The sequence below is a fragment of the Pseudomonas sp. HMSC063H08 genome (assembly GCF_001813645.1).
GTDB classification, from domain to species: Bacteria; Pseudomonadota; Gammaproteobacteria; order Pseudomonadales; family Pseudomonadaceae; genus Pseudomonas; species Pseudomonas aeruginosa.
Genome location: NZ_KV813344.1, coordinates 7,222 through 7,514, shown reverse-complemented (window position 1 = coordinate 7,514; position 293 = coordinate 7,222). Strand labels below are relative to the sequence as shown.

Here is a 293-nt window from a genome sequence, read left to right as displayed (position 1 = left end):
GTCCCTGGTTCGAGTCCAGGTCGCGGAGCCAACTTCCAATCGGGGTATAGCGCAGTCCGGTAGCGCGCCTGCTTTGGGAGCAGGATGTCGGGAGTTCGAATCTCTCTACCCCGACCACCTCATACTTGGGTCGTTAGCTCAGTCGGTAGAGCAGTTGGCTTTTAACCAATTGGTCGTAGGTTCGAATCCTACACGACCCACCATTTTCGACGGGGCGAGTTGCATAGGTCTAGGAAGGGGTGTTACGCCGGTTCTTGTCTAGCAGCCGTCTGGGCCGAACATTAGGCCCGCAT

2 tRNA genes are annotated in these 293 nt (G+C 57.0%); both read left to right on the top strand.

Features of this window, described 5'->3' with window-relative positions:
• The first annotated feature begins 40 nt into the window (after positions 1-40).
• Positions 41-117, top strand: a tRNA-Pro gene (locus HMPREF2924_RS03020).
• Positions 118-127: 10 nt separating this feature from the next.
• Positions 128-203 (top strand) — tRNA-Lys (locus HMPREF2924_RS03015).
• Positions 204-293: the final 90 nt, after the last annotated feature.